General features: G+C 71.8%; 6 protein-coding genes. 4 read left to right on the top strand and 2 right to left on the bottom strand.

The genetic code is table 11. The annotated features are described in order from the left end of the window. The 3 genes from RDU12_RS12680 to RDU12_RS12670 all read left to right on the top strand — a co-directional run. Window positions 1-522 (top strand): shikimate kinase (locus RDU12_RS12680; protein ID WP_308684923.1); only part of this gene is annotated, 522 nt, incomplete at its 5' end. Next, the gene (aroB, locus tag RDU12_RS12675; RefSeq protein WP_300291668.1) at window positions 519-1,625 is read left to right on the top strand and encodes a 3-dehydroquinate synthase; all 1,107 of its coding nucleotides are present in this window, start codon (window positions 519-521) and stop codon (window positions 1,623-1,625) included. The genes RDU12_RS12680 and aroB, both read left to right, overlap by 4 nt. Continuing rightward, on the top strand, window positions 1,622-2,221 hold the full coding sequence (locus RDU12_RS12670; protein WP_300291666.1) for a GNAT family N-acetyltransferase: 600 nt from the start codon (window positions 1,622-1,624) through the stop codon (window positions 2,219-2,221). The genes aroB and RDU12_RS12670 overlap by 4 nt, the downstream gene beginning before the upstream one ends. Here the strand turns inward: RDU12_RS12670 and RDU12_RS12665 are convergent. Both RDU12_RS12665 and tadA read right to left on the bottom strand, forming a co-directional pair. Further along, entirely contained in the window at window positions 2,218-2,625 is a 408-nt protein-coding gene (locus RDU12_RS12665; protein ID WP_300291663.1) for an MliC family protein, read from the bottom strand. The genes RDU12_RS12670 and RDU12_RS12665 overlap by 4 nt on opposite strands. Before the next feature lie 43 nt (window positions 2,626-2,668). Continuing rightward, window positions 2,669-3,142, bottom strand: a complete 474-nt coding sequence (tadA, locus tag RDU12_RS12660; RefSeq protein ID WP_300291661.1) for a tRNA adenosine(34) deaminase TadA — start codon at window positions 3,140-3,142, stop codon at window positions 2,669-2,671. Between tadA and RDU12_RS12655 the strand changes: the two genes are divergently transcribed. Then, a partial coding sequence (locus RDU12_RS12655; RefSeq protein ID WP_308684919.1) for a pseudouridine synthase occupies window positions 3,113-4,590 on the top strand: 1,478 nt, incomplete at its 3' end. The two genes, tadA and RDU12_RS12655, sit on opposite strands and share 30 nt — an antisense overlap.

The following is a 4,590-nucleotide window of genomic DNA, read 5'->3' as shown; positions in this document are numbered from 1 at the left end:
CTGGTCGGTTTGATGGGGGTGGGGAAATCGACGGTGGGGCGGCGGCTGGCCAGGCGGCTGAACCTGCCGTTCGCCGACGGCGACATCGAGATCGAGGCGGCGGCGGCGATGACCGTGTCAGACATCTTCGCCGAACTGGGCGAATCCGAGTTCCGGGCCGGCGAGGCGCGGGTGATGAAACGGCTGCTGGAAGGGCCGAGACTGGTGCTGGCCACGGGCGGCGGGGCCATTCTCAATCCGGAGACCCGGGCCTTGCTGAAGGATCGCGCCGTGACGGTGTGGATGCGGGCCGATCTGGAGACGGTGGCGCAGCGGGTGCAGCGGCGCGACACCCGGCCCCTGCTGCGCGGACGCGACCCGCTGGCGGCGCTGAGGGCCATGGCCGAGGTGCGCTACCCGGTCTACGCCACCGCCGACCTGATCGTCGACGTGGCCGGCGGGGCGCATGCGCAGGCGGTCGAGGCGATCGTCGAGGCGCTGGAGGCCCACCTCGCCGCCCATGAGCCGGAGCTGAAGACGTGACCACGACCGTGCCCGTCTCGGGCGGAGCCTTCCGGCCCTATGAGGTCGTCGTCGGCCGCGGCCTTCTGGCCGAGCTGGGCGCGCGCTTGGCGCCGCTGGCGCGGGGTCGGACCGTGGTCATCACCGACGAGACCGTGGCCGGCCTGCACGGCAAGGCGGCGCTGGCCTCGCTGAAGGCGGCGGGGGCGCCCGGTCGTCTCCTGACCGTCCCGCCGGGCGAAGGGTCCAAATCCTTCGCGGAGCTGGAGCGGGTGATCGACCGGATGCTGGCCTTCCAGTTGGACCGCACGGATGTGGTGGTGGCGCTGGGCGGCGGCGTGGTCGGCGATCTGGCCGGTCTGGCGGCGGCGCTCTACATGCGCGGCATCGATTTCGTCCAGGTTCCGACGACCTTGTTGGCCCAGGTCGATTCCTCGGTCGGCGGCAAGACCGCGATCGACACGCCGCACGGCAAGAATCTGGTCGGGGCCTTCCATCAGCCGCGACTGGTGCTGGCCGACATCGACGTGCTGGCGACCCTGCCGGAGCGGCAACTGCGTTCGGGCTGGGCCGAGGTGCTGAAGCACGGGCTGATCTGCGACGCCGCCTTCTTCGACTGGCTGGCGGGCGAGGGCGCGACGGGCGCGACCGGCGATCCGGCGGCGCTGGAGCGGGCCGTGGTGCGCTCGGTCGAGATCAAGAGCGCCATCGTCGGCGAGGACGAGAAGGAGGCGGGTCGCCGCGCCCTGCTCAACCTCGGTCACACCTTCGGCCACGCCATCGAGGCGGAACTGGGCTTCGACGAGACGAAATTGACGCATGGGGAGGCGGTGGCCCTGGGCTGTGCGCTGGCGTTCCGGTTTTCCGCGGCGACCGGCCTGTGCCCGGCCGTCGAGGCGGAGCGGGTCGAGACCGTGCTGGCGGCGGCGGGGCTGCCGACCCGGTTGCGGCAGGCGGGGACGTTCCGGGGCGCGGCCCTGTTGAAGCGGATGGCGGGCGACAAGAAGGCCGAGGGCGGCCGGCTGACCCTGATTCTGGCCCGGGGGGTGGGGGACGCCTTCGTGGCCAGGGACGTCGATCCCGCCTCCATCACCTCGTTTCTCGCCGTGGAGGGAGCCGTATGAGCGGTCAGCCGATGATCCTGGAGGTCGAACCCCTGGCGAACCGGTTCGTCCGCCTCGAACCGTTCGAGGCGGGGCTTGAGGCGGAGGTGCGGGCGGCGCTCGACTGCGACCAGGACGCCTGGGACATCATGGTCGGCGCGGCCTATGGCGAGCATTTTGACGGCTGGTGGCGGTCGGCGCTGGCGGCGATGGCCGAGGGCAGCCGCATCCCCTACGCTGTCCGGCGGCTGTCCGACGGCGTCGTCGTCGGCACGACGAGCCTGTATGAGATCAAGCCCGCCTACCGGCGCTGCGAGATCGGGTCGACTTTCTACCGACCGGAGGCGCGGGGCGGCCCCGTCAATCCGGCGACAAAGCGGCTGTTGCTGGAGCACGCCTTCAACGCGGGCGCGGTGCGGGTCGAGATCATCACGGATGCGATCAACCCGGGGAGCCAGGCGGCGATCCGCAAGCTCGGCGCGAGGGACGAGGGCGTCCTGCGCAAGCACAAGATCACCTGGAAAGGCCGCGTCCGCGACACGGCCCAGTTCGCTATCCTCGACGAGGACTGGCCGGACGTGCGCGGCCGCCTGGATGCGCGGCTGGCCGCCTTCTAGTCGATCGCCCGACAGTTTGTCGGTTCGCGGCCGTCGCCCGTCCAGCGGGCCATGACGCCTTCACCGCGCAGCTCATAGCCGGAGGCGCGGTACCACAGGCCGGAGGTCGCCCGTTCCTGAAACAGGTCCACGGCCTCGCCGTTGGAGTTGCGCACCGTGGCCATGCCGCGGGGATTGTCGAAATCGACCGACAGGCGCTCGCCGTTGTCGCACAGATAGACGGTGCGGATGACGCGGTTGAGGACGCGCTGCTGAACCTCGGCCCCGGTGCGGCGCTTGGCGGTCTGGGCTGTCTCGGCCCGCTCGCGGACGGCTTCGCCGTCGCTGGGACCGTCAGCGGGATCCGGGCCGCCGCAGGCGGTCAGGAGTAGGGCGGCCGCGACGGCGGCGGGCGTCAAACGCATACAGACAAGCCTTGCAATACGGGTGGAGCCTTGAACGCGCCGGTCAAGCGGCCGTTCCTTTGCGGCGGGCGCGGAAGAAGGCGCGAAGCAGGTCGCCCCCCTGATCGGCCAGCACGCCGCCGGTCGTCTGCGGCCGCCAGTGGCAGGTCGGCTGGTCGAAAAAGCGCGGGCCGTGAATCACAGCCCCGCCCTTCGGATCGTCGGCGCCCCAGACGACGCGGCCGATGCGGGCGTGGCTGATGGCCCCGGCGCACATGGCGCAGGGCTCGAGCGTCACATAGAGGGTCAGGCCGGTGAGACGGTAGTTTTCGCGCTTCGCGGCCGCCGCGCGCAGGGCGATGATCTCGGCGTGGGCCGTGGGATCGTGCGCGCCGATCGGCCCGTTCCGGCCCTCGGCAACCACCTCGCCGGTCGATTCGTCGACGATCACGCAGCCGACGGGAGTCTCGCCCGCGTCCGCCGCCGCTTGCGCACAGGCCAAGGCCATGTGCATGAACCGCTCATCATGGCCAGCCATCCCCGAGACAACGACAAGAAGCCGCGCCCGCGTCAAGACGGCGACCGCGACGGCCCCCGCAAACCCTACGTCAAACGCGCCGAGGGCGCCGACGACCGGGGCCCGCCCAAGGGCGGCAAATCCTTCGGCAAGCCGGGCGGCAAACCCGGCGGCAAGCCGTTCAGCAAGGACGGCAAGCCGGGAGCCAAGGCCGACGAGGGTCCGAAGCGCAGCGAGCGCATCGCCAAGGCCATGGCCCGGGCGGGCATCGCCTCGCGGCGCGAGGTCGAGCGGCTGATCGGCCTCGGCAAGGTGGCGGTGAACGGCAAGATCCTCGACACGCCGGCGACCCTGGTGACGCGCGACGACGTCATCACCGTCGACGGCAAGCCGATCGGCTCGGCCCAGGCGACGCGGGTGTGGCGCTATCACAAGCCCGCCGGCCTGCTGACCTCGCACACCGACCCGGCCGGGCGGCCGACCGTGTTCGACGCCCTGCCCAGCGGCCTGCCGCGGGTGATCTCGGTTGGACGGCTGGACCTGAACACCGAGGGCCTGCTGCTGCTGACCAACGACGGCGAGCTGAGCCGGGCGCTGGAGCTGCCGCAGACCGAACTGGTGCGCCAGTACCGGGCCCGGGCGCGGGGCCGGGTCAGCCAGCTGCAGCTGGACACGCTGAAGGACGGGGTGACGGTCGACGGCGTCCGCTACGGCCCGATCGAGGCGACGCTGGACAAGGCGAAGGAGAGCGAAGGCAACGCGCCCGCCAATCTGTGGATCAGCGTCTCCATCACCGAGGGCAAGAACCGCGAGGTCCGCAAGGTGCTGGAGCATCTCGGCCTGACGGTGAACCGGCTGATCCGCCTGGCCTACGGTCCGTTCCAGCTGGGCACCCTGCCGGTCGGATCGGTCGAGGAGGTCGGGCCGCGGGTGATCCGCGAGCTTCTGGCCCAGCATATCCGGCCCGAGAACCTGCCCACCGGCAATACGGTGGAGACGCCGGCGCCGATCCCGGGGCGGCGCACCTCGGCCCCGATCCGGAAGGGCGCTTCGGGCTCGGCCATCTCGGATCCGTCGCGCAAGCCGAGCCGGGTCCGGGCCGCCGGGGCCGCCGCCGACGCGGCGGCCGAGCGCGCGTCCCGGCCGCAGAAGAAGCCGGGCTGGGCCAAGGCCGCGCCGAAATTCGAGCATCCGAAGAAGAATTTCACCCCGCGCGCCCGACCGGAGGGCGAGGCGACGGCCGACGGCGACCGGCCGAAGCGGACCTTCAAGCCGCGCGCGGATCAATTCATCGACAAGCCGCGGGGCGAGCGTTCATTCGCCGGCAAGCCGGCCGCGGACGGCGATCGCCCGAAACGTCCGTTCAAGCCGCGCGAGGGATCGTCCTCGCGGCCCGACGCCGCGCCTGGCGGGTTCAAGCCCCGCGGCGGGGGCACCCGCAGCAATCCGCCGGGCGGCTCGCGTTCGGG

It is taken from the genome of Brevundimonas sp. (assembly GCF_031082345.1).
Lineage (GTDB): Bacteria > Pseudomonadota > Alphaproteobacteria > Caulobacterales > Caulobacteraceae > Brevundimonas.
The sequence above is the reverse complement of the archived record's forward strand: the minus strand, read 5'-3'. Positions and strand labels throughout refer to the sequence as shown.

What these genes read in the sequence shown, in the direction of transcription:
- RDU12_RS12670 (WP_300291666.1), top strand. Translation starts at nt 1,622, where the DNA reads ATGAGCGGTCAGCCGATGATCCTGGAGGTCGAACCCCTGGCGAACCGG.
- RDU12_RS12665 (WP_300291663.1), bottom strand. Translation starts at nt 2,625, where the DNA reads ATGCGTTTGACGCCCGCCGCCGTCGCGGCCGCCCTACTCCTGACCGCC.
- tadA (WP_300291661.1), bottom strand. Translation starts at nt 3,142, where the DNA reads ATGGCTGGCCATGATGAGCGGTTCATGCACATGGCCTTGGCCTGTGCG.